Here is a 24,214-nt window from a genome sequence, read left to right on the forward strand (position 1 = left end):
GATTACCATCCGGGATTTTGTACAAGATTTTTGTTTTCGATCAGGTCATCCTCTGCAATGGGCCAGAAGTAATCCCGCTGACGGAACGTCCGGTTAAAGAGCGTAGAGAACTGGTAGTAGCCCACAACGTCCTGCTGACCGATGGTCCAGCCCTGAACGGGGCCCTGCCATGCTTTCTCCGCTTCTTTCCATCTTCGCTGGTCCCAGAAGCGCTGGCCTTCAAATGCCAGTTCGATGAGGCGTTCGCGGTGAATGATCTGGCGCATGCCTTCTTTGGAATCTATCTGCGCGGGATTGGTAGAGAAGTTCGTCCATGCTTCTCTTACCGTGGGAATACCTGCTCTCAGGCGCACAGAATCTATCCAGCGTTCTGTTTCAGCGCCCGGGCCGCTCACTTCGTTCAATGCTTCCGCGTACATCAGGTAGAGGTTGGCCATGCGCATTACCGGCCAGGCATATTGGGAAATGATGTAAGTGGTATTGTTTGGCCCGAATACGTTCAGGTAGTTCACCACTTTCACGGGGAAGTAACCGGTAACATTGAAGCGGGTCACCTGGCCCGAGAAGCCGGAATACTGGCCCTGTCTGGCTTCCAGGTGGTTCAATGAGCCTACGGTAGTATTGCCGTTCCCATAAAGTACGGAACCGTCAAAACCCAGGTTAGCATAAAAACGCGGCTCACGGTCGAAATTGATCGCCGCTGTAGTATATCCCTGAAAGATGAGGTTCTTCTCGGTGGCGACGGCTTTGCGCGTCTGGTTGCCGCGCGTTACAAAATCCAGCGTTCTGTCTTCCGTAACCGGCACGCCGTTCTTCGTATAGAACTGGTTCACGATGCTCATGGGAACGGAAGAAAGGCACCAGAAAGAAGTGTTGTTCGCCTGGGCGGCGGTAGCCCTTGGCTGCGCCATTTCCTGGATCAGGGCGGCCTGGCTGTTGGTGTTGGACCATACCGCTTCGGCATTGAAGTTATCGGTAAGGCTTGTTCTGATGTCCATCACTATTTGCAGGTCTGCCGGCAGGTTGGCGGATACGGAAGGATTGAAGCGGTTGAGGCGGTATCCCTGTGCGATGCAGATATCGATGGCTTCCTTTATCGCATCTTTCGCTTTTACCCATTTCTCCGGATCGTACGACTGGTTGAAATAAATTTCGCCGGTTTTACTTTTGAAGTTGGCGTAGGTGGTATTACCGTTGAACAGCGGACTGGCGGCAGTGATCAGCACTTCGGCTTTTACCGCCATGGCAATGGCTTTGGTAATTCTGCCGGCCTCGCTTGCCATGTTGTTGATACGTTCGGGCAGGTTGACGATGGCGTTGTTCAGCGTTGCCACTACGTAGTTGAAGCAGGAGTCTACCGGCTGGCGGGGCACCTGTACATCTTCCGGAGAAACGTTAACGGGAAGGTTCTTGTCCACAACAGGGATCGGCCCGTACATGCGGAGCAGCCACCAGTGGTAATAGGCTTTAAGGAAGGTAGCTTCGGCAACCCATTGATCTTTTTCATACTGTTCCATATTAGGCACCTGGTTCACATTCTCTATGAGGATGTTGCAATCCCTGATAGCCCTGAACAGGTTGCTGGCGCCATTGGTGCCTCGCCAGTAGCTTACCAGCGGGGCCGCGACGCTCTGTGTACCTCTGGCGATCTCCCAGGAGCTGAGGTTCACGGTAAAGCCCGGCAGGTTGTAAGGATACTGGAACCACAGTTCTCCGGCCGCCATGAAAGCCGGGTTGGCGGAAATATCTCCGTGTTTGGGCATGTAGGAATAGCAGGTGTATAAATACTGTTCCGCCGTTGATCTTTGCCTGAACACATAATCGAATGTGGCTACACCGTCCGGCACAACATCGAGGTATTTCCTGCAGGAGCTGAAAGCCAGGCAGAACAATAATCCGGCTACCACTGATCTTTTTAAGCGCATATAAATGTTTTAAATAAGTCTGATTTTAAAAGTTTGCCTGCAAGCCCATGTTGATCACCCTTTGCACAGGATATCCCAGTCCGTTGCCGGCCATTTCAATGTCCCAGAGTTTGAAAGTGGTCAGGGAGAAAAGATTGCTGCCGTTTGCATAGATGCGGAAGCTCTTTAATTTGAGGCGGCTGAGGGTGGTTTTGGGCAGGGAGTAACCGATCTCCAGCTGTTTCAGGCGCAGGAATTTACCGTTCCGTATCCACCAGGTGCTGGGCTGTGCGTTGTTCTGGCTCACATCCGGACTGAGGCGCGGCCAGAGTGCGTAGATGTTCCGGTTGTCTTCCGACCAGTGATCATCCGCATAGGCTTTCAGCAATGCGTTGTTATCCGCAAAGGGCGCTGTGGTGGTGGAGTTCAGGATGAAGGAAGAATTACCGGCGCCCTGGAAGAAACAGGAAATGTCGAAAGACCGGTAGCCGGCGGACAAACCGAAGCCATATACGATCTCCGGATCTGTAGGATAGCCGATAGGCACTCTGTCCAGCGTAGTGATGTTGCCATCGCCGTTCATATCCCGGTATTTGATATCGCCGGCGCCATATTCCCCGAAGGCGATCTGTGAGGGAGCGTTCATCACATCTTTATCATCGATGAACAACCTCTCCGCTATATATCCCCAACGCTGGGACAATGAATAGCCGACTTTAGACAGCCAGGGGGCGTCTTCATAGGCGGGCTCTTCTATTTTCCTGTATTCGCTCATGGCCAGCGTAAAGTTGGCACGGCCCTGTATCCACCAGTCCTTGCCCAGCCGCTGGTTGTAATCGATAGAGCCGTCTATGCCTTTGGAAGTGGCTGCGCCGATGTTGGCGTAAGGCGTTGAGGCGAAACCTGCGGTAGAGGGGATGTAGGCCCTTTCCTGCAGGATGTTGGAACGATAGGTCTTGTAAAAATCCATCGTTACATTCATCTTGTTCCAGAGGCTCATATCAAGTCCAAGATTGGTCTGGTACGCCACCTCCCACTGAATGTTCGGGTTGGCATAACGTTGCACGCTGATGCCGTTCTTTCTGATGATGCCTCCCGGTATATTACCGAATTGCGCAGCTTTTGAAGGATCGTTCATCAGTACCTGGGACAAATAAAAGTACCTGGTATCCGCATCACCGATCGCATCATTGCCCACCAGGCCGTAAGTGGCTCTCAGCTTCAGGTTGCTGATGGTGCTGATCAGCTTTTTGCGCCAGAAATCTTCATTAGACACGTTCCAGGCAATACCTGCAGAAGGGAAGAAACCGAAGCGGTGATTTTTGTCGAAGCGCTCGGAACCATTGTAACCGAAGTTGATCTCTGCAAAATAGCGTTGGTCATAGCTATAGGTGCCTCTGCCGGAAATACCCAGGTTCCTGGCCGGCAGTGAAGCCTGCAATGATGACAGATCACCGGACACCGCATTTTGCGCCTGGTATACAAGGCTGCCGCTTACACCATGCCTGCCGAAAACTTTCGCGTAGTTCATGATCGCCTGGAAATAAACAGAAGTGGTCACCGTTCTGTCGCCGCCATTCGTGGGGAAGTCCAGGTACTCGGTGCCATCATTGGGATTTATTTCGTTCAGTATATATTCACCTGTGCGGCGGTTATACCCTGAAATGTTGTAGTAGAACGGCTTATAAGCACGGCTGATGGCGTAGTAAGCATAACGGCTGGTATTGGCCATTACGTTGACAGACAGGCCCGGGGTAATAAAATCAAGCTGCTGGCGTATTTCCGCCTGCGCATTGATCTTCGAAGTATTATAATCTTTATACCCTCTTACCATGTTCGCATAAGGATTGGTAACAAGGCCATCGGGGGAGTTACCGAACAGGATGTGTTTTGTCATGGCAAACGCCGCATCCGGCTCATAATAAGCCGGGAACAATACGGGATTGGCGTGCATGACATCGTTATACACAGCGGCGCCGCCATTGATCGGCCCGTTATAGTCCTGGAACGTACCGGACAAGCGGGTAATGAGCAGCGTGGTCTTTGTGAGATTTACATCCACGTTGGAGCGGATGGAATATGTTTTCAGGTTGATGTTGTTGTTGAAATTGCTGACAACGGGCACGTTCAGCACGCCATTATCCTGCGAGAAGCCGCCTGATACATAATAACGCGCAACAGAAGCGCCGCCGCTCACGTTCACGTCTGCACGCTGGTTCATGGTATGGTCCTTGAACAGCATTTTACGCCAGTCGGTAGCCGGGTACAGGTAATGATTCTTACTAACGCCCGTGCTGTCTATTTTCTCCTGGCTGTATAGCGGACGGCCCAGCGGATCACGTGTGAGCACGGCTTCGTTGGCAAGTTTCATATAGGTTACGGGGTCTGCCAGCTCTACGTTTTTAGTGGGAGATGACATGGTGTTTTCCAGCCTTATAAAATATTCCGGGCGGCCTTCTTTACCCTGTTTGGTAGCAATGAGGATAACGCCGTTCGCACCGCGTGCACCGTACAATGCGGTAGCGGTAGCATCTTTCAGGATAGAAAAATTGGCGATGTCGTCTACACGCAGGTTAGCCAGATCGGTAGTCGTTACTTCCACTCCATCGATGAGGATGAGCGGATCTCTTTTGTAACCGAAAGTGGTGACGCCACGGATGAAGAAGCTTGCGTTGTCCGCCCCCGGCTCACCGGACCGCTGATAAGCAATAAGCCCGGCCACGCGGCCGGCCAGCGCGGTGGTAAGGTTGCTGGACGGGACTTTCAGGTCTTTCGGATCGATGGAAGTAACGGAACCTACCACATCCGTTTTCTTTTGTTTACCGAAAGCCACTACCACCGCCTCGCCCAGCGCACGCGGCGCTACGGACAACCGTACGTTCAGCGAGGTCTGATCTGTGAGCGTGATCTCGCGGGTGTTAAACCCCATCATGGTAAATACCAGTACGGCCTCCGTTGTGGCCGGCAGCTCCAGGAAAAAGCCGCCGTTCAGGTCTGTGGTAGTGCCTACGCCGGATTTGTTTTTCAGCGCCACGGTCACACCCGGCAGCGGTATGCCGCTACTGTCCCGCACCAGGCCGCTGATCTTGCGTTTGCCTTCATTGGTGGTTTTGGAAACAGCGGAGGGCTTCAATACCACAATGCCGTTCTCCTTCAATTCAAAGGTCAGCTCACTGTCCCGCAGCACTACGTCCATCAATTGTTTGAGTGTGCCGTTTTTCAGGTGCAGGGAAATAAGACGTTTATCGTCCAGCAGGCCGTTGTTGTACACAAAGCGGTAATAGCCCTGCTGCTGCACCCTGTGCAGCACGGAAGATACAGATTCATTGTCCGCATCCAGCGTAATGGTGGTTTGCGCCTGCCTGTTCTGTGCATAGCCGTGGAGGCCCAGCAGCAGGAAGACCAGTAAGGACAAAAAGATACTCATACCTGTGCGCATGCTGCGCCCAGGAAGCGGTAAATACCCCTTCATAGATTTTATGCTTTAATAAATGATTAGCTCCGAGAGATTACAATTGCATCCTGTTCTATCCGGTAATTGAATGGATAGGATTGTTTCAGGTACTGTAGTGCCTTGAATATTGTTTCGTCGTTGAAAGTAGCGGTATACCGGTATTGCTTCACCTCTTCGCTGGCAAAGATCACCCTGATGCCGTACCAGTCCTGCAGCTTCAAGGCTATCTGTTCAAACGTTTCATCGCTGATCTCCATTTTCCGCCGTGCCCAGGCCGTTTCAGGGGCGTGCCGCGTAAGGGTGTCCAGCTTTATTTTTGCGACTATTCCTTTTGATACCGCTACCGTTGCGCTGTGCGTGTTGCTGATGGATGGCTGGCGTTCGCGTTCCAGCACAAATTTTTCGTTCGGCCGCAGTATTATTCTGTCTTTTGCATCATCGCCATTGGGCACAATCTCTACTTTACCGGAGATCAGGCCCGTTTCCGTACCATGGCTTCCGGGGTAGGACTTTACATTGAAGGATGTACCCAGCACGCGAATCCTGTATTCACTGGTGTGCACAATGAAAGGATGTTCCTGATCGTGTTTGACATCAAAAAATGCCTCCCCGGTGATGGTCACCTCGCGATGTTCGCTATCGAAATCCTTACTGATGGAAAGATGGCTGTTCTCATTCAGCATGATCACGCTACTGTCCGGCAGCACAATGGTCTTGCGGCTTTTGGCAACCGTATAGTATTCATAGGCCAGCAAACCGGTTGCAGCCCTTTTTTTCCACAGGTAGGTCATTGATCCGCCGGCAACCAGTAATACGACCGCTGCGGCAGCCGCATACCGCATCCATGGCCTTTTTATCCGCACCACCTTTGCCTTCCCGTCATGAGAGAGCATGCGCTGAAATTTTTCTCTCCGGCCAATGGCGTCCTTCATCGCCGCCAGTTGTTCTTTACTGTTACCCTGACCCGCGTTCAGCATGTCGTACAAACGCAGGGCTTTATCTACCACACCGGCATACTCCGGGTTTTCTTTTACCCAGTTATTCCAGAATAATGTATCAGCATATTCGCCCCCGCAGAAACGCAGGAAAGATTCATCGCAAAGAAAGTCTTCAGGCCCGGGCGGTTGAAAATCCATGTTTTACTTTTCGGCTTGTTTCCTATTGACAGTAAAAGCGGGCCGTTTTCCTAAAGAAATAAAAAGTTTTTTTTTTTAAAATCTACATTTTGAGCTTCAGGCGAAGCACTTTAATAGCGTCGTAGATGGTATTGTAGGATGTTTTAACGCTTTGCGAATTGAGATGGGCGATCTCTTTATAGGAAAGGTTCTCGAAGAATTTCATGCGTATCAGCTCTATCTGTTTGGGAGATAAAGCATTCAATGCATTTCTCAGGTCCCTGTTCATTTCTTCATCTCTTTCCCTTGCAATAATGATTTCTTCATAAGAAGCTTCCGTGCCTTCTTCCGCATGTATGTCGAGCATTACGGAAGCGGTACGGCCTTTTGCATTCAGGTGGTCAACGATCGTTCTTCTCAGGAAAGTGAACAGGTAAGACCGTACGTTCTCCACATCGTTCAGGGAAGCATGCCTGTCCCATATCTTTAAAAACAGTTGTCCGATGCAATCCTTTACCAGGTCGCTGTCCGCATATACGGACAGGCCATAACGCACGAGGTGAAAATACATATCGTCATACAGTACAAACAATGCTTCCTTATCTCCTTTTCTTATTTTCTGCCACAAAGAAACCGGCTCATCTGTCTGCTGCATAATATCTGGTGTTTAATAGATCATCCCCCGTCGTAGAAACAGTTCATGCGTTCCGGCAGCAAAGAAAAAAACCGCATGTTATCCCAGGATTAACAATTTGTTACTTTTATGCAATGAAAAAGGCGCCTCTGTTGAGACGCCTTCATGATGAGCTGATCTATCAGAAATTTGACCTGTCAGGCAAGGTTTTCAATCACTCCCGCAATGCCTTGTCCACCGCCCACGCAGGCGGTCACGATGCCATATTTTTTCTTCAGGCGCTGCATGTCGTTGAGCAACTGGATGGTGAGCTTTGCACCGGTGCAGCCGAGGGGATGCCCGAGCGCAATAGCGCCGCCGTTGATATTCACGATGTCCGGATCGAGACCCAGCTCGCGGATCACGGCAACGGACTGGGAAGCAAATGCTTCGTTCAGTTCTATCAGATCGATATCCTTTATCGATTTACCGGCGGTCTTCAACGCCTTTGGCACAGCGGCTACGGGGCCGATGCCCATGATGCGCGGATGCACGCCTGCGGATACGCAGGACACGAGGCGCCCGATGGGTTGAAGGTTCAACTCTTTCATCATCCTTTCACTCATCACTACTACAAAAGCGGCGCCGTCACTGGTCTGCGAGGAATTGCCCGCCGTTACGGAGCCGCCGGCCGCAAATACGGGTTTCAGCTTCGCCAGCGCTTCGGGCGAAGTATCCGGGCGCGGCCCTTCATCTGTATCTACCGTAAAGGTGCGGGAGGCTTTTTTGCCTTTTGCGTCGAGATATACTTCCGGTACTTCTATCGGCAGAATGCCTGGTTTGAAATATCCGTTCTTTATAGCGTTGATGGCGCGTTGATGGGAGCGCAGCGCAAAGGCGTCCTGCTCCTCACGGCTTACGTTAAACTCTTTTGCAACGGCTTCGGCGGTATGGCCCATGCTCAGGTAGTAGTCCGGCGTAACGCTGGTGACCGTGTAGTTGGGCACGGTCTTCCAGCCGGCTACGGGCACCAGGCTCATGCTTTCGGTGCCGCCGGCGATGATGCATTCCGCTTGTCCCGTTTGTATCTTGGCCGTAGCGATGGCGATGGTTTCGAGGCCGGAAGCGCAATACCTGTTCACGGTCACGCCCGGCACACCTTCGCCAAGCGCGCGCACGGAGATCATCCTTCCGATCTGCAAGCCCTGCTCCGCTTCGGGCACGGCATTGCCTACAATGAGGTCATCCACGCGGTGTGGTTCCAGCTGCGGAATGCTTTTCAGCAAGCCGGTGATCACGTCTACCGCCAGGTCATCCGGTCTGTAAAATCGAAAGCCTCCGCGTTTGGATTTTGTCACCGCGGTCCTGTATCCTGCCACTATATATGCGTCCTGCATGGTTCAATCATTTGGTGTTGACCAAATTTAAGGAATTTGGGCCTATTTTATCTCAACCCTAAGGTATGCGCTGTTCACACCGGCCATGATGCCGTAGCCCTGGTGCACATTGCTGTATACCGCTGTGGGGTCCACCAGCGGGTTGCCTCCGTTGCTGACCTGCTGTTCCAGTGTTTTCAGGTATTGCCAGGCGGCGCGGGTGAGGCCGGTCACTTCCAGCAGCAGGTATCCGCCGGCTTTGTTCACTTCCTGCGTTTGCATCACCACGGTGATCTCCTTTCCTTCAAAACGTCCGTCATCGATCAGGGTATATTCCAGGAAGGTATCGGATACGAGGTCTGTAAAGCTGTTGTTGTAAGACGGATCGAAGCGGAAGAGCGCGCGCTTTTGGGGGACGTAATCCCTGTTGGCCTGGAACAAACGGAAACGGTAGTAATCGCCGCCGGGGAGGTCGCGCATATTGAACCGCACGCGGCTGCCGCCGGCCTGTGCAAAGGGCGCTGACAGCAGGGGCGCACGGGGCAGGGTGTCTGTTGCAAACACGGTATCCAGCCCGGCGGCGCTCACTTCGAGGGTATACCGGAAGCCGTAACGCACCGGCACGCCGGATACGAAATATCCTTTTCCACCGATCACCTGCCATTCCACCGGCACTTCCGTACTGCCCGCTTTGAGCGTGACCTTCGCACCAGGTATCTCCGGAAAACTGCTGCCGCCGGGCGGTTGCGAGCGGGTGACACGCAGGTACAGCAGGCTGTCCGGCTGCATGAGCGTATTCACCACGATCCTGTCGCCGTCATAAGGTACCGGAATGTCTGCCGCCTTCTCGCAGGCCATCCAACAAAAACAGATCAGTAAAGCCCATCTTCCGCTCATATCGCTAGAATTTAATCGTGTATGAAATGCTTGGCAGAACAGGCAGGATGCTTAGCATGGTCAGCTGCCGTTCGCGTGTTTGTTCATTGCGGCTGTAATAGTAGAAGAACGGATTCAGCTTGTTGTAGACGTTCATGAAACCGAACGTCAGGATGTAAGCCGTGTTCTTCCGCACTTTCGTGTGCGTGGCGCTGATGTCCAGCCGGTGCGTGTTCTGCATGCGCAGGAAATTCCGGTCGCCCACTACATCTACTTCGCCGGGCGTTTCCGTTGGCGGCGGATAATGCGGCGTCGGCTCCGTCACCTGCTCATAACTGCCGACCGGAAGGGTCAGCGGGAGGCCGGTAGCGAACTGCCAGTTGGCGGACAGCTGCCATTTCTTTCCCAGCTGCTGCGATAATACCACTTCCACATCATGCCGCCGGTCGTATTTATACGGAAATACCCTTCCCTGGTTTACGTTAGGAAACGCCCGTTCCGAACGGGCGAGCGTGTATCCTATCCACCCTTTAAAAGTCCCCACTTTCTTTTGCAGTAACAGTTCCGCGCCATAGCTCCATCCACGGCCCACGATCACATTTTCATCCCAGCGGCTGTCCGCCGCCTGGAAGTTGCTGCCTTCCACATATTCGATCACATTGCGCATGGATTTGTAATAGCCTTCCACCGACACTTCAAACTTTTTATAGGTCTTTGCCAACCCAATGGCTACCTGCTTTGAGTGCATCGGCCGCACTTTGTCCGTCGCCGCCACCCAGAGGTCCGTCGGCAGAAAAGTGGCGTTATTGGAAAGCAGGTGAATGTATTGCGTCATATGGGTGTACGACATCTTCAGCGCCCATTTCCGCGGCAGCAGGTACCGGAACCCGAGGCGGGGCTGTACGGAAATGTATTTGTTCCCCGGCACGAGAAAAGCGGACGAATGCACGCCGAGGTTCATATACACCGAATCCCCGATCTGCCAGTCGTCTTCCATGTAAAGGGACAATTCGGTGCCCCTGTTCCGCCGGTCGTTGTAGGCGGTATCTGTCAATTGCCGGCCATCCGTGGAATTATTGAAGCTGGCGATGCCGGGGCGGAAGCCGTGAAAGGTGAGCTGTGCGCCGAAACGCATGGCATGCGTGGGATTGGGGCGGTAATCAAAATCCATTTTCGCGCCTGTATTCTCCACCATCGAATAATATTTGCCCGCCATGTAGTCCGTTTCCTGGATGTCCAGTGCCTGGTAATCATAGCTGTAGCGCGTATCAAAAAGGAACTGCGAATAATTGAGCGTGACGTTGGAAAAAAGACGGGGTGAGAAAATATGGTTCCAGCGCAGCGCGTATGCCTGGTTGCCCCATCCGAGCGAGAAATCCATCAGCTCCTTATAACGTTTGGGCTCGTTGTTGAGGGAATCGAACTGCATGTTGCGGCCGATATTGGCTTTGTCTTCCCCGCCATAGGCGCTGAGAAAAATGCGGTCGCGGGGCGAAAAGATGTGATTGATCTTGATGTTGGCATCGTAGAAATAAGCGTAGAAGCGGCCTTCCTCGCCGAGGTTCAGGCGGTTGCGGGCGAAGTCTTCCATCAGCAGGTCCACGTAGGTTCTGCGCGCGGTGATGATGAAGGAGGTTTTGCCTTTGATGATCGGCCCTTCGATCATGGCGCGGGACGCGAGCAGGCCGAGGGACACTTCGCCGTGATAGCTGTGCATGTTCCCGTCCTTCATCGAAATATCCACCACTGAAGAAAGGCGGCCGCCGTAACGGGCGGGGAATGCGCCTTTGTAGAGGTCTACATTCTTGATCATATCGGGATTGAAAACGGAAAAGATGCCGAAGAGATGGGAGGAATTGTAAACGGGCGTACCATCCAGCAGGATCAGGTTCTGGTCCGGGCTGCCGCCTCTTACATGAATGCCGCTGGAGCCTTCCATGCCGCCGGCGATACCGGGCATGGCCTGTATGCTGCGCAGCACGTCCGCTTCCCCGAGCATCCGGGGCATGGTCTTCACCTGCGAGAGCGCTACGTTCACCTTGCTCATCTGCGTCTGTTCCTGCAGGCCGGGCAGGTTGTCCGTTACTTCCACTTCTTGCAGGGTGTTGGTGGGCATGAGCCGGATGTTGACCTGCCTGTTTTCCTTGTCTTTCAGCGAGAGGCGCTGCGGCTCGTAGCCCACGTAGCTGATGACCAGCGCCAGTGTATCCTTCTCCGTTGTGAGGCTGTAAAATCCGTACTGGTTGCTGATGGTGCCCACCTGTAACTTGGGCGAGTAGATGGTGGCGCCGATGAGCTTTTCGCCGGTGCGGCTGTCTTCCACAAAACCGTTGATGGTGCGCACGGGCACCTGCTTCACCGTGAGCACGAGCTGTTCGCCGATGCGTTTGAACTGGATGCCTTCATCGGAAAAAAGCATGTCCATCACCCGGCGCAGCGGCTGTTGCTGTACGTTCAGGGTCACGCGGCGGCGCATGTCCACCACGTCGCGGCTGTATGAAAAATGAATTCCGTATTGTTTTTCCAGCAGGTCACAGACCACAGAGAGGGGCTGATCTCTGACAGACAGCGTGACCCTGGTACGCCAGTTCCACGCAAAGAGCTGCAAGGGCAACCAGGTAAAAAGCAACCCCAGCAGCAGTCTCCTGGCCAATGACATTGTTATAGGTTTATGAAGTCAGGTTATCTGATTGAAAAATGTTGCTGTCCGGCTTTTTCAACCTGTGTGTTTGTCATGAAAGCGATGGTTTCCATGATATTGTCGATGGACTCGTTTTCAAAGTTGGTGGTCACGCCCTTTTGCAGCAAAGTGCTGTCTTCCACGCTGACGGTGATGCCGTACACTGCCCTGAGGGTTTGCAGCACTTCTTCCAGCGGAGCGTCGTGGAAGATGAGTGACTTTTGGGCGATGTCCTGCACATGCGCCGCTACTTCAAACGGCTGTGCCGGCTCGTTCCGTTTCAGCAGCATACCTTGCGACAATACCACGCTTTCTCCTTTTTCCGGATCGGACACCCTGATGCGGCCGCTGGTCACATGCACGGTCAGCACCTGTTCTTCCGGCCGGAAATCCACCATAAAACGTGTTCCGAGCACTTTTATTTCCGTTTTCCCGAGCATGACCACAAAAGGCGCCTGTGCATCCTGTTTGATGTCGAACACCGCTTTTCCGGAGAACACCACTCTTCTTTCTTTTTTGCCGAAGCCTTCTGCAAGCTGCATGGCCGCGCCGGGTTCCATGATCACCTGGCTGCCGTCTTCCAGGGCGGCGTGCTGCGCGCCGGAGAAGGTTACCGGCTCCCGGGACTGCATGCTGAACCATATGCCCAGCCCCACGAGCACCGCCAGCACGGCTGCGATCTGCAGCCAGCGGTAGCGGTGCAATAACGGACGCATTGACGCTGCTGCTTGTGCGGCAGCGTTTACTTGCCCGTCTGCGCCGGTAGTGCCGCCTGTTCCCGGCCCGGCGCCGGCAGCCTTGGTATTTGCTCCACGGGTTGTTCCCTGCAAAGGGCCGGCGGCCGTAGCGTTCACCTGCGTCTCTTCGCTTCCCGCCCCTCCCGTTATCGTCCGTTTCAACCGCTCCCAGCTCGATTCCGTATCCAGTCCCGGGTACACCGTTGCCTGCGCCGGAACGTCCAGCATCCTGCGGATGGCGGCCAGCACCTCCTCATTGGCAGTATTTTCCTTCCGCCAGGCTTCCACCCAGCGGCGCTCTACCGCATCCGCCTCGTCCAGCAGATATTTGCAGAGCAGGGAATATAATGCTTCATCAGGTTGCAGCATGCTCATGAACAGTTGTACGTTAAACAGAATTATCAAGAGGACGCGCGCAAAACAGCCGTCCCCCTATCAATTGTTAAAAAAATATTAAAGGCAGGTATTCGCGCAGCTCCTGGTGCAGGATCTTCAGCGCTTTACCCATTTGGTTCTCAACGGTTTTGACGGAAATATTCATAACGGTAGCGATCTCCGCATATTTCAGCTGCTGCTTCCGGCTCAGCAAAAAAACCTCGCGGCAGCGCTCCGGCAACTTCTCCAGCGCGCGGTGCAGCTTTCCTTCGAGCTCCCTGGCCTGGAGGGACATATGTACCTCCACGTCCTGCATCTTCCCGAAAGCGTCTTCCTTCGCGGCACGGACGTTCTGCTTGCGCCACTGGCTGATGGCGGTGTTACGGATTGCGGTGAACAGGTAAGACCTTTCAGAGCCGCTGATGGCAATCCCCGCCCGCTTCTCCCATATCTGGGAAAATACGAGCTGCACAACTTCTTCTGCTTCGTACGGGTCGCCGGTGTAGTGAATAGCGAAGGCCAGGCAGTGAGCGTGATGCTCCTTAAAAATCCTTTCAAAAGACTGGAGGTCCAACATGACGTAACGTGCGCAAAATTAGGCGGCTATGGCTGATAAACCAAATAAGGAACGTTTTTATATCTTTGCCCGTACATGTACGGTTTTATCAGAAAAATACTCTTCGGATTTCCTCCTGAAAGCATTCACTACGGTGTGATGCGGGGATTAAAGATTGTAAATGCGCTGCCTTTCGGCAAAAATGTACTGGATGCATTCTGCCAGCCCAGGGGAAGCGGGCTGGAGCGGCAGTTATGGGGATTAAAATTCAAAAACCCCGTGGGCCTCGCCGCGGGCTTCGACAAAGACGCCCGTTTCATCGATGAACTGGCGCATCTCGGTTTCGGGTTCGTGGAGATCGGCACGGTCACGCCCTTGCCGCAGCCGGGCAACGATCAGCCCCGCCTGTTCCGCCTCCCGGAAGACAAAGCCCTGATCAACCGCATGGGCTTCAACAACGAAGGCGCGAGAGCCGCCGCCAAACGCCTGCAGAAACGCCGCTCCAACATCATCGTCGGCGGCAACATCGGTAAAAACAAACTTACCGCCAACGAAGACGCGATCAGCGATTATGAAAAATGCTTTCATGCATTGTTCGACGTGGTAGATTATTTCGTGGTGAACGTAAGCTCTCCCAATACGCCCAACCTGCGGGCCCTGCAGGAAAAAGAACCGCTGAAGCAATTGCTGCATCACCTGCAGACGCTCAACAACCAGAAAAGCAAACCCAAACCCGTTCTCCTGAAAATCGCCCCCGATCTCACCAACGGGCAGCTCGACGATATCATCGAGATCGTTCAGGAAACCGGCCTGGCGGGTATTGTAGCCACCAACACCACCATCAGCCGCGAGGGACTGCAAACCGGCAATGACGCGCTGGAAAAGATCGGCGCGGGCGGCCTCAGCGGCCTGCCTGTGAAAGAACGCGCCACCGAAGTGATCCGTTACATTCACCAGCACTCCGGCGGCAGGATACCCATCATCGCGGTGGGCGGCATCTTCACCGCGGCGGACGCAAAGGAAAAACTGGATGCCGGCGCTTCGCTCGTACAGGTGTACACCGGTTTCATTTATGAAGGACCCGCCATTGTGAAAAAGATCTGCGAAGGATTAACTCAACAATCATAATCTGTCAAATGCAAGACCTGCTCACCCTTGACTCCCTCATCAGCCTGCTGACCCTTACGGTCATGGAAATAGTGCTGGGGATCGACAACGTTATCTTCGTATCCATCGTCATGAACCGCCTCCCCGAACACAAACGGCTGCAGGCAAGGCGTATCTGGATGTTCACCGGCATCGCCGTGCGTATCATCCTCCTGCTATGTATCGGATATATCGTGAGAGCCACCGCCCCGCTGTTCCACATCTTCGATAAAGGCATCAGCCTGCGCGACCTGATCATGCTGGCGGGCGGGCTTTTCCTGCTGGTGAAAACCACCATGGAAATACACCACAAGCTGGAAGGCGAAGAAGACGCAGGCCCCAAAGCCAAAGGAGCCGGCGGCGCTACTTTGCTGAATGTAGTGGGACAGATCATCCTCATCGACATGGTGTTTTCATTCGACAGCATCATCACCGCCGTGGGTCTTGCCAAACACATCGAGATCATGATGATCGCGGTGGTCATCGCCATGTTCATCATGTTCATGTTCGCACCAAAGATCAGCACGTTCATCCACAAACATCCTACCCTGAAAATGCTGGCGCTGTCTTTCCTCATCATGGTGGGCGGCATCCTGATCATTGAAGGATGGAACGCGGAAGCGGTACATGACCTGCACCTCAAGAACTACGTATACTTCGCCATGGCCTTCTCTTTTGCCGTAGAGCTGCTGAACATGCGCATGCGGAAAAAGACGGAGCCGGTGAAACTGCGGGAGCCGCAGATCAAGGAATAAAAATGCTGACGGGGCTATTGCTGGTGATCAGTGGATGATTATATCAGTAAGCGCGATCCCGTGCTGGAAAAGCTGGTGAGGTACTGAAAGGTTACGCCGCGAACATGCACCAGCGCTGACTACTTCCTGTTCGCCGCCGCTATCAGCGTACAGGCCACTACTCCCGCCGTTTCCGTACGCAGGCGTGTATCTCCCAACGTTACCGGCGCAAATCCGTATTGCAACGCCAGCTCAATTTCCTGCGGCGCAAAATCACCTTCGGGGCCAATCAATATCAGCGTATTCTTTGCGGGTTGTACCGCATCCAGCAAATGCTGCTTTTGTTCCGGCAGGCAGTGCGCGATGAAACGCTGGTCTTTTTCCTCTTTGCCCATCAGCGATTCGAGCGGCGCGGGTTCGCTGAGGACGGGTAAATACCATTGCCTGGACTGCAGCATGGCGGATACGAGGATGTTCTCCAGGCGTTCCGCTTTGAACTTTTCCTTTTCGGTGCGGAGCGTGATCAGCGGGATGATTCCCTGCACGCCGATCTCCACCGCTTTTTCCAAAAACCATTCCATGCGGGAGGCATTCTTTGTAAATGCAATGGCAATGCGCACCCGTGGCGCGGGCGCGGGCATGGTGGTATAGCCCGTTATTTCCGCGACGCATTTCTTGCGGTGATCGTCCGCGATCACCGCCTCGTAGCGGGTGCCCCTGCCGTCCGCCAGCAAAATGGCATCCCCCTTCACTTTGCGCAATACCTGGATGCAGTATTTGGACGTTGGCTCATCCATCATATAAGATCCGGCGGCGGACGGAATGTCCTTTGCATAAAAAACAGGTAGCTCCATCGTGCTAAATTATATCTTTTCCGCCTGTTGTTCCATGCGGCGGGTGATAGATTGAAAGCGGAAGAACAGCAACACTGACGCACCAAGCAATCCCAGCAGCAGTCCCCACCAGATGCCCTCCACGCCATATCCCATCTGCACACCGAGCCAGTAACCCACGGGCAGGCCCAGTACCCAGTACGCCAGCAAAGTGATGATGGTAGGCACCTTCACATCGCCTAACCCGCGCAGCACGCCGAGGCCTACTACCTGCGTGCCATCGAACAGCTGGAAGAAAGCGGCGATCAGCAGCAGGCCGGAGGCGATCTCTATCACCGCCGGATCATTGATATACATGGCCGGCAGCAGGCGGTTGCCCAGCATGAACACCAGCGCCGCAATGCCCATCAGCACCAGCACCATGTGATAGCTGGCGATCGCGGAATGACGCAGTTCCGTAAAGTTGCCGCGGCCAAAATTATTTCCGCTGCGGATGCCCGCTGCCGCGGAGATGCCGCTGGCCATCATATAGGTCATAGCGGCCAGGCTGATCGCGATCTGGTGCGCAGCCAGCTCCGCCGCGCCGATCCATCCCACCATAATGGCCGCTCCGCTGAAAGCGCTCACTTCAAAAATATATTGCAAGGCCACCGGCGTGCCCAGCCCCGCTATTTTCTTCAGGGTGGCGGCTTTCATTTGCCGGAAGCTGAACGATGACAGATATTCCTTAAAACGGGGCGAACGCAGCACGTACCAGCCCATTGTAACGCCCATCAATAAACGGTCCGTAAACGTAGCAATGCCCACGCCGGCCACGCCCATCCTCGGCAAGCCGAACAGTCCGTATACCAGCGTGATGCCCAGGAGGATGTTGAGCCCGTTGCCGATGATGCTGATGTTCATCGCCTGGCGCGTGAAACCCAGCCCCTCCGCGAATTGCTTGAAGGTGAGGAACATCATCAACGGAATAAAGGACAGCGCGAGGTATTGCAGGAAGATCTTTGCCTGCTGCGCCACGTCCGCTTCCTGCTTCATGGCTTCGAGGTTGTGGCCGACGAGCAGGATCAGTCCGAACAATAAAATGCCGGTGAGCAGGTTGATGACAAGACTGTGCGCCAGCAGATGCCCGCAGTGCTGCCGGTTGCCGCGGCCGTTCTCCTGCGCGATGAGCGGCGTAAGGCCGTACGACATGCCAATGCCGGTGACCATGAAAACAGAAAAGATGCTGTTGCCGAGGGACACCGCCGCCAGCGGCACTTTGCCGGTGTGGCCGATGATGATGCTGTCGCTCAGCGCCACGAGGGTATGCCCCAGCTGGGATATTACCACCGGGTAGGCCAGGTGGAAGTTGTCTTTGTAATGTGATCTGTATTTGGTGTATAACCGTTTCATTTCTTCTTCATTAAAAAAGCCGGCATCTTTGGTTTGATGCCGGCTTCAGATATTGTTATGATGCTATCCTAAAATGGAGCATCTCCGAATGCGTCATCGTCAAAATCCATGTCGTTCATCTTCGATCCCTTCTGGATGAAGATCTTGGCTTCATCGTAACCGCCTGCGCCGCCTGGTCCGCCCTTCATGCCTGCGAAAGCGTTTCCGCCGCCGGTCGGGGGCCCGTCCACATACCCGTCATCTTCAAACCGCTGGAACTCGAGGATGGCGCGGAGCTTGACCGTATCGAGCTGGCCGTTCCTGTGCTTGGCGATACGAACGTGGGTTTCGCCTTTGTTGGATTCGCCCATTTCGTTCGTGGTGATCTCGTAGTATTCGGGACGGTAGATGAACATTACCATGTCCGCATCCTGTTCAATGGCGCCGGATTCGCGGAGGTCACTCAGCTGCGGCATCTTGTTGCCGTCCTTTCGTTTTTCCACGTCGCGGCTTAACTGGGACAGGGCGATCACGGGTACGTTCAGTTCTTTTGCCATCCCCTTCAGGTCGCGGGAGATCTTGCTGATCTCCTGCTCGCGGTTCGTATTGCGGCCGTTTTCCGCGCCGCTCATCAGCTGCAGGTAGTCGATGATGATGATGCCCACGCCGTGGTTATGCACCAGCCTGCGGCATTTGGCGCGCAGTTCGAAGATGTTCAGGCCGGGCGTGTCATCGATGAAGATGGGCGCCTTGGCGAGCCTTTCGATACCGTGCGTCATCAGTTTGCGCATTTCATGCTCTTCCAGCTTGCCGCGGGTGATCTTTTCGAGCTTGATCTCGGACTCGGCGGACAGGATACGTTGTACCAGCTGTCCGCTGGACATTTCCAGGGAAAATATCGCGGAGCCTTTCGGGTATTTCGGATGGAGGGCGGCATTCCGGGCCAGGTTGAGCGCGAAGGCGGTCTTACCCACGGCAGGACGCGCGGCCAGGATGATCAGGTCGGACGGCTGCCAGCCGTAGGTGATCTTGTCCAGCGTCGGGAAACCGGAAGGCACGCCGGTGATATCGTCCCCCTTGTTCCGCAGGTCCTCGATACGCTTGATGGTATTCACCAGCACGCGGTCGATGGAATCGTAGTTCTTGCGGAGGTGGTTATTGGTGACTTCAAAAAGTTTGGATTCGGCGGCGTCCAGCAGGTCGAACACGTCCGCCGTGTCTTCGTACGCTTCACTGATGATCTCACCGGAAATGCGGATGAGCTCGCGCTGGATGAACTTCTGCAGCACGATGCGGGCATGCGCTTCGATGTTGGCGGAAGATACCACCATGTTGGTGAGACGGGTCACGTAAAACGGACCGCCTACCATTTCCAGTTCGGCGGAAGACTTCAGCTCCTCCACTACGGTCAGGATGTCTACCGGCATGGATTTGGCGGCCAGGCGCTGCATGGCGGCGAATATCTTCTGGTGGGCATCTACGTAAAAACATTCTGATTTGAGGATCTCGATCACGGTATCAAAAGCGCCTTTTTCCAGCATCAGCGCCCCCAAAACAGCTTCTTCCAGCTCTTTCGCCTGGGGGGGTACCTTGCCATAAACCATCGTGGATATATCGATTGCGGGCTTGCGACGCGTGTTTCGGTCTTTCTTCAGATTGAGATCCATTTATATTCAGCGAATTAAGAAGGTTAGAGAAAATAATGGTTACTGGACGGTTTCATGCTTATCCATTTACAACTTTTTACATCAGTTTTCATGCACGGCAGTTTAACAAATTGTAAATTTTTTTGAACCGGGAAAACTAAGGTAACAGCATTTTTCTGATAAACCGTTTTAAATCCGGAACAATATTTATTCGTGTGCTACGCACAGGTTATTCAATATGAAAACAATGGTTATCCACCGTTTTTAATGGGGTTATCCACCAAAATGGATAAAAATCCCAAGCAAAGATCGGATTATTCACATTTATTGTGCATAAAGATTTTCCACATTTCACTTGCCTAAATTTCCGGCTTAGCGTAGAGCAGATTTGTTAACTTTACGCGCGATCAAACGTCCGGCTCCCGGCGTTTGGCATCAAAATACAAGGATAGAAAATGACGATCTCGTATAATTGGCTATGTGATTATTTGCCGGTAAAACCCGCACCGGAGGAACTTTCAGTGATTTTAACCGCCGTAGGTCTGGAGGTGGAGAGCCTGGAGAAATTTGAAAGCGTAAAAGGCAGCCTGGAAGGGCTGGTGATAGGGGAAGTGCTGCACGTGGAAAAGCATCCCAATGCGGACAAGCTGCGCCTGACCAAAGTGAACATCGGCAACGGCGAGCCGCTCAGCATCGTCTGCGGCGCCCCCAACGTGGCGGTAGGCCAGAAAGTAGTGGTAGCCCCCGTGGGTGCCACGATCTATCCCTCCTCCGGAGAGCCGCTGACCATGAAAAAAGCGAAGATCCGCGGAGAAGAAAGCTACGGGATGATCTGTGCGGAGGATGAGATCGGCCTCGGCGAAAGCCACGAAGGCATTCTTGTGCTGGATGCTTCCCTTCAACCCGGCATGACCGCCCGCGAGCTGTTCCAGCCGGCGCAGGACTGGATATTTGTAATAGGTCTGACTCCTAACCATATAGACGCCATGAGCCATATGGGCGTGGCCCGCGATATCTGCGCCTACCTCAATAACCACGAGCATACGCAGATATACCAGGTACGCAAACCCGGCATCCACGCGGCTTCCCCCGCCGCACAGGCAAAGGAGACCGGCATTGAGGTTAAAAATACGGAGGCTTGTCCACGTTACTGCGGGCAGACCATCACCGGCATCAGGGTAGGGCCTTCCCCCTCCTGGATGCAGCACCGCCTGCAGGCCATCGGCGTACGACCGATCAATAATATTGTAGATATCACCAATTACGTGCTCCATGAAACGGGGCAGCCGCTGCACGCCTTCGACGCCGCCGCGATCAAAGGCGGCAAGGTCATCATCCAGAACCTGCCCGTCGGCACGCCCTTCACTACGCTGGACGGCAAGGAGCGCAAGCTGGACGCCGGCGACCTGATGATCTGTGATGGAGAGAACAATCCCCTTTGCATTGCCGGCGTATTCGGCGGCATGCATTCCGGCGTGAAAGATACCACCACCGAAATTTTCCTGGAAAGCGCCCTCTTCAGCGCCACGGGCATCCGCAAAACCTCCGTGCGCCACGGCCTTCGTACAGACGCGGCAGTGCGTTTCGAGAAAGGGGCGGACATCAGCCAGGCGCCCTTTGCCCTGGAAAGAGCCGTGGCCCTCATGGGAGAACTTGCGCACGGCGCACCCGCATCCGGCGTAACCGACGTGTATCCGTCCCCGGCAGCACCCACCGTTATCGAGATCACCTATCAATATATTAATACCCTGAGCGGCCACCAGTACGCGCCGGATAAAGTGAGAAACATCCTGTGCAGCCTCGGTTTCACCGTGCAGTCCGAAACGGATACCCACCTGCGTGTAGCCGTTCCCCCGCATAAAACGGATATTTCCATCCCCGCCGATATCGTGGAGGAAGTGATGCGCATAGACGGGTTGGACAATATTCCCATCCCGGCCTTCGTGAACATGGTGCCCTCCCGCCAGGCGCAGCCGGACAAGGAAAGGGTAAAGGAAAAGATCGCGGACTACCTCGCCGCCAACGGCTTCTCCGAGATCTTCACCAACTCCATCACCAACAGCCAGTATTACAAGCACCTCCGCCAGGAAGACCTGGTGAAAATGATCAATAACCTGAGCGCGGAGCTGGACGTGATGCGTCCCTCCATGCTGGAAACCGGCCTGGAACGCATCGCCTATAACCTGAACCGCCGGAACGAAGACCTGCTGTTCTTTGAATTCGGGAAGACCTACGCCCGCGAAGGCGCCGGTCAATATACCGAAACAGAACACCTCAGCCTTTACTTGACCGGGCAAAAGCTGCCCGAGAACTGGATGCACAAAGCCCAGCCGGTGGACTTCTACTACCTGAAAGGCTATGTGCAGAACATCCTGCAGCAACTGGCCCTGCCCGCTCCGCAAATGACCGCCGTTTCCGCGCACGGCCTCCAGCCCGCCTTCGAGATCAGCGTGAACGGAACCGTGATAGCCGTACTGGGCGCGGTGGACAGCCAGAAACTCAAGGCATTCGATATCAAACAGGCCGTGTGGTATGCGGACTTTTACTGGGCCGCCATCCTGCAGCAATTGCAAACGAAGGAATCTTTTTACGAAGAAATACCTAAATTTCCGGCTGTGCGCCGCGACCTGGCGCTGGTGCTGGACAAACACGTGACCTTCGCCGCGGTGGAAGCCACCGCCCGTACCGTCAAAACATCATTATTACAACATATCAACCTGTTCGACGTTTTTGAAAGCGAAAAACTCGGCGCCGGCAAAAAGTCATACGCGGTCAGCTTTACCTTCCGGGACAAGCAAAAGACCCTGACCGACCAGGAAACCGACGCATTGATGAACAAGCTGGTAAAAGCATTCGAAACACAGTTACAGGCCGAGATCCGGAAATAATGGAACTAGAGCAATATATTCAGCGCATTGAGGACAAGCTGCATCAGCTGTTAAAGAAATTACAGCAGACGCAGGCGGACAATGCCATGCTCCGGGAGCAGCTCTCCCTCCATCAATCCGAACTGAAAGAGCAGGAAGCAACCATTGCTTCCCTGGACGAGAAACTCAAACTGGCTAAAATTGCCACTGCTACGCAGGGAAATGGTTTGTCGGAAGATGAGCAGGCGTTCCGGCGGGAGGTGAGAGGGAAGATCAATGACTATATCCGGGAGATTGACCGGTGTATAGCGATGTTGAACTCCTGATCATCCCTAATCCGGATAGCTGCTCTCTGCTTTTCCGAGTATCTCCACTTCGGCCATCAATGGATGTCTGGTATTGATGATGTGCAGAAACTCTCCGGGCATTTCGGTAGATGGTAACTTAATCAAGAACCATTCTCTTTTTTTCAGCAATCCATCAACATAGTCCCGTACCTGTTCGTTGTGAGGCTTGTCCCGCCATCCCGGAATGTCTTTAGGTAAAAGCTCCAGTATACTTTTTTCGGGAACGGATATTTCCACGATCTTCAGCGTTTCAGGAACATCTTCCGCCGTTTTATAACCGTGGTTTTCCATCACCGCCAACACCTTGTTCTCATACCCATAAATACAATCAGTTCCTTTACGATGGAAACGGCCGCTCGTCATCCTTCCATGAACTCCTGAAAGATCACTGTCGTACCGCCAGTGGCTCAAAAAATGTAGTATCATAACCTTCGGGGGTTTAAGAAATGCCGAACGCAATGCGCCGTATTTCTTCCTTCACCTCTTCGATCCCTGCAAGGTTTTCCATGATCTCCACGGGACTCAAGCCCATCAGGTAATCATTTTTTCGCTTCATCCAGTTATTGAATTTCTCCCGGTGCTCATACACCATGTAACCGAGACTGTAAACTTCAGCAACTGCAATGATGCGGTCGGAAACACCTTGGTTGAACCATTCGTCGCCTTTTTTAAGGTGAAGGGTACGGCTTGCGATATTCAACAGCTTGCCAATACTTGCCCAATCCAGGTCAATGATCTCCTTGAATTTTGATAATTGCCCCTTAGTGATCCCTGCTTTAGCTATCTCGATCTTACGCCAGAAGTTCAGCTTATCGATCTCCTGAACTGAAATATAAGAATCAAAAAGTCCTTCCGCAGGATGACCGGAAAGGTCTCGTGTTTTTTTGCCGCCAGTTGATTTATCGGCTAAGTTCATCCCAAAAGTAGTTTAAATAAGGATACAAATTCGCACTACTATGTGAATTTTTGCACAACTATCAACCTTTTGAAAAAATACAATCAAATTGATAATCAGTAAATCATTTTGCAAATATGATTCAACAATTCACGTTTCTGTACAAATTTTATCAATATTAGTAAACTTTTCACTTCCGGCCATGAAATTTTTCAGTTATTCTACAGATAGATGCATTCCCTACATTTGCAGGGTATCAACAACCAAAAAAATGGAAACGCTCATCCCCGTCAACATAGTGGTCGCAGACCGCACCTACCGCATCAAGATCCGCACGGAAGAAGAAGAAGCCGTCCGCCGGGTCATGAAAGAAGTAAATGAAAAGATCATCGAATTCAAGGCCGCCTACGCGGGAAAGGACATCCAGGATTACATCGCCATGGCCCTCATTATGTATGCCACCCATCCCGCCACCAGCGGGGGCAAAGCGCAGGCCGGCGTGGCGCCCTTCCTCCGGGAGAAACTGCAACACCTTGACAATCTGTTGGATGAGCATCTGAAATGAAGCCCCATCCCCCTAAATAATTCATTATCACAAGCCTCCCGTGCTTAACTGCCAATATTTTTGTTATTTTCGCGGGTCGGCTTTCGCCCGTATTGCTGAAAAAACGGGCAAAGACGTATTCATA

Annotated in this window: 19 protein-coding genes; 5 read left to right on the forward strand and 14 right to left on the reverse strand. The window is 53.3% G+C overall.

Features of this window, described 5'->3' with window-relative positions; translation table 11 throughout:
* Nucleotides 1–2 precede the first annotated feature (2 nt).
* From CCY01nite_RS03180 to CCY01nite_RS03220, 9 genes are all read right to left on the reverse strand, one after another.
* Nucleotides 3–1,925: a RagB/SusD family nutrient uptake outer membrane protein gene (locus CCY01nite_RS03180; RefSeq protein WP_146857847.1), complete on the reverse strand. Its 1,923-nt coding sequence runs from the start codon at nt 1,923–1,925 to the stop codon at nt 3–5.
* 25 nt (nt 1,926–1,950) lie between these two features.
* The gene (locus CCY01nite_RS03185) at nt 1,951–5,331 is read right to left on the reverse strand and encodes a TonB-dependent receptor (protein WP_186830876.1); all 3,381 of its coding nucleotides are present in this window, start codon (nt 5,329–5,331) and stop codon (nt 1,951–1,953) included.
* 68 nt (nt 5,332–5,399) lie between these two features.
* Nucleotides 5,400–6,494, reverse strand: a complete 1,095-nt coding sequence (locus tag CCY01nite_RS03190; protein WP_146857849.1) for a FecR family protein — start codon at nt 6,492–6,494, stop codon at nt 5,400–5,402.
* Nucleotides 6,495–6,576: 82 nt separating this feature from the next.
* Nucleotides 6,577–7,128, reverse strand: a complete 552-nt coding sequence (locus CCY01nite_RS03195) for an RNA polymerase sigma factor (RefSeq protein WP_146857850.1) — start codon at nt 7,126–7,128, stop codon at nt 6,577–6,579.
* A 176-nt stretch (nt 7,129–7,304) separates the two neighbouring features.
* Nucleotides 7,305–8,483, reverse strand: coding sequence for a thiolase family protein (locus tag CCY01nite_RS03200; protein WP_146857851.1), 1,179 nt, complete (start codon nt 8,481–8,483; stop codon nt 7,305–7,307).
* A gap of 42 nt (nt 8,484–8,525) precedes the next feature.
* On the reverse strand, nt 8,526–9,359 hold the full coding sequence (locus tag CCY01nite_RS03205; RefSeq protein WP_146857852.1) for a DUF4249 domain-containing protein: 834 nt from the start codon (nt 9,357–9,359) through the stop codon (nt 8,526–8,528).
* Nucleotides 9,360–9,363: 4 nt separating this feature from the next.
* Nucleotides 9,364–11,997 (reverse strand): carboxypeptidase-like regulatory domain-containing protein, encoded by a 2,634-nt coding sequence (locus CCY01nite_RS03210; RefSeq protein WP_146857853.1) that lies wholly within the window; start codon nt 11,995–11,997, stop codon nt 9,364–9,366.
* Nucleotides 11,998–12,020: 23 nt separating this feature from the next.
* On the reverse strand, nt 12,021–13,124 hold the full coding sequence (locus CCY01nite_RS03215) for a FecR family protein (RefSeq protein ID WP_186830877.1): 1,104 nt from the start codon (nt 13,122–13,124) through the stop codon (nt 12,021–12,023).
* A gap of 73 nt (nt 13,125–13,197) precedes the next feature.
* Nucleotides 13,198–13,707 carry an RNA polymerase sigma-70 factor gene (locus tag CCY01nite_RS03220; RefSeq protein ID WP_146857855.1) on the reverse strand — a complete coding sequence of 170 codons (510 nt, stop codon included), beginning with the start codon at nt 13,705–13,707 and terminating at the stop codon, nt 13,198–13,200.
* 75 nt (nt 13,708–13,782) lie between these two features.
* Between CCY01nite_RS03220 and CCY01nite_RS03225 the strand changes: the two genes are divergently transcribed.
* Together CCY01nite_RS03225 and CCY01nite_RS03230 are read left to right on the forward strand one after the other, a co-directional pair.
* The gene (locus CCY01nite_RS03225; protein ID WP_146857856.1) at nt 13,783–14,814 is read left to right on the forward strand and encodes a quinone-dependent dihydroorotate dehydrogenase; all 1,032 of its coding nucleotides are present in this window, start codon (nt 13,783–13,785) and stop codon (nt 14,812–14,814) included.
* Between the two features lie 8 nt (nt 14,815–14,822).
* Entirely contained in the window at nt 14,823–15,587 is a 765-nt protein-coding gene (locus tag CCY01nite_RS03230; protein WP_146857857.1) for a TerC family protein, read from the forward strand.
* A gap of 119 nt (nt 15,588–15,706) precedes the next feature.
* On the opposite strand, the gene CCY01nite_RS03235 is transcribed toward CCY01nite_RS03230, so the two are convergent.
* From CCY01nite_RS03235 to dnaB, 3 genes are all read right to left on the reverse strand, one after another.
* Nucleotides 15,707–16,420 (reverse strand): RsmE family RNA methyltransferase, encoded by a 714-nt coding sequence (locus CCY01nite_RS03235; protein WP_146857858.1) that lies wholly within the window; start codon nt 16,418–16,420, stop codon nt 15,707–15,709.
* Between the two features lie 9 nt (nt 16,421–16,429).
* Entirely contained in the window at nt 16,430–17,791 is a 1,362-nt protein-coding gene (locus CCY01nite_RS03240; protein ID WP_146857859.1) for an MATE family efflux transporter, read from the reverse strand.
* Nucleotides 17,792–17,859: 68 nt separating this feature from the next.
* Nucleotides 17,860–19,437, reverse strand: coding sequence for a replicative DNA helicase (dnaB, locus tag CCY01nite_RS03245; protein ID WP_146857860.1), 1,578 nt, complete (start codon nt 19,435–19,437; stop codon nt 17,860–17,862).
* 434 nt (nt 19,438–19,871) lie between these two features.
* On the opposite strand from dnaB, the gene pheT reads away from it, so the two are divergent.
* Together pheT and CCY01nite_RS03255 are read left to right on the forward strand one after the other, a co-directional pair.
* Nucleotides 19,872–22,304: a phenylalanine--tRNA ligase subunit beta gene (gene pheT / locus CCY01nite_RS03250; protein WP_146857861.1), complete on the forward strand. Its 2,433-nt coding sequence runs from the start codon at nt 19,872–19,874 to the stop codon at nt 22,302–22,304.
* The gene (locus tag CCY01nite_RS03255) at nt 22,304–22,609 is read left to right on the forward strand and encodes a hypothetical protein (RefSeq protein WP_146857862.1); all 306 of its coding nucleotides are present in this window, start codon (nt 22,304–22,306) and stop codon (nt 22,607–22,609) included. The genes pheT and CCY01nite_RS03255 overlap by 1 nt, the downstream gene beginning before the upstream one ends.
* 6 nt (nt 22,610–22,615) lie before the next feature.
* On the opposite strand, the gene CCY01nite_RS03260 is transcribed toward CCY01nite_RS03255, so the two are convergent.
* Both CCY01nite_RS03260 and CCY01nite_RS03265 read right to left on the reverse strand, forming a co-directional pair.
* Nucleotides 22,616–23,056 carry an RES family NAD+ phosphorylase gene (locus tag CCY01nite_RS03260; protein WP_146857863.1) on the reverse strand — a complete coding sequence of 147 codons (441 nt, stop codon included), beginning with the start codon at nt 23,054–23,056 and terminating at the stop codon, nt 22,616–22,618.
* Between the two features lie 13 nt (nt 23,057–23,069).
* A complete protein-coding gene (locus CCY01nite_RS03265; protein WP_146857864.1) occupies nt 23,070–23,546 on the reverse strand; it encodes an Xre family toxin-antitoxin system antitoxin in 477 nt (158 codons plus the stop codon).
* Between the two features lie 250 nt (nt 23,547–23,796).
* On the opposite strand from CCY01nite_RS03265, the gene CCY01nite_RS03270 reads away from it, so the two are divergent.
* Complete coding sequence (locus CCY01nite_RS03270; protein WP_146857865.1) at nt 23,797–24,090, forward strand: cell division protein ZapA; 294 nt, start codon at nt 23,797–23,799, stop codon at nt 24,088–24,090.
* Nucleotides 24,091–24,214: the final 124 nt, after the last annotated feature.

Origin of the sequence: Chitinophaga cymbidii, from assembly GCF_007992715.1 — a bacterium.
Lineage (GTDB): Bacteria > Bacteroidota > Bacteroidia > Chitinophagales > Chitinophagaceae > Chitinophaga > Chitinophaga cymbidii.